Here is a 426-nt window from a genome sequence, read left to right as displayed (position 1 = left end):
CGCCTCGTTCATCGCGTCCAGGTCCAACGGCCGTTCGTGCCAGAGCACATGACCGCGCGTCAGCGGGTCCACCCCGCCCGGCCGGTCCCCCACCCGGTAGGCGTAGCGGCGCCACAGCGCGGAGAACCGCGCGTTGAACCCGGCCGGCGCCTCGGCCGCCCGCCAGATCCGTACGTCCAGGGGCAGCCGCCCGGCCATCCGGCGCAGCAGCTTCTCCCGGTGCTCGGCCCACACCTCGACCGGCAGGTCCACATGCGCCACCTGCCCGCGCGCGTGCACCCCGGCGTCCGTCCGCCCGGCCACCGTCAAGTCGTACGTCACCGGGGACCTGGTCACGGTCCGCAGCGCGTCCTCGATCTCCCCCTGCACCGTGCGCCGGCTGGTCTGCTTCGCCCAGCCGGAGAAATCCTTCCCGTCGTACGACAG

At 73.7% G+C, this 426-nt stretch carries 1 protein-coding gene; it reads right to left on the bottom strand.

Annotated features, from left to right (window positions below; all coding sequences use genetic code 11):
- The coding region (locus tag CAY82_RS27615) for a tRNA pseudouridine(38-40) synthase TruA (protein WP_368681566.1) at window positions 1-426 on the bottom strand (426 nt) is incomplete at both ends.

This window comes from Pseudomonas sp. SID14000, from assembly GCF_002165135.1.
Lineage (GTDB): Bacteria > Pseudomonadota > Gammaproteobacteria > Pseudomonadales > Pseudomonadaceae > Aquipseudomonas.
This window is presented reverse-complemented; position numbering and strand designations above follow the sequence as displayed.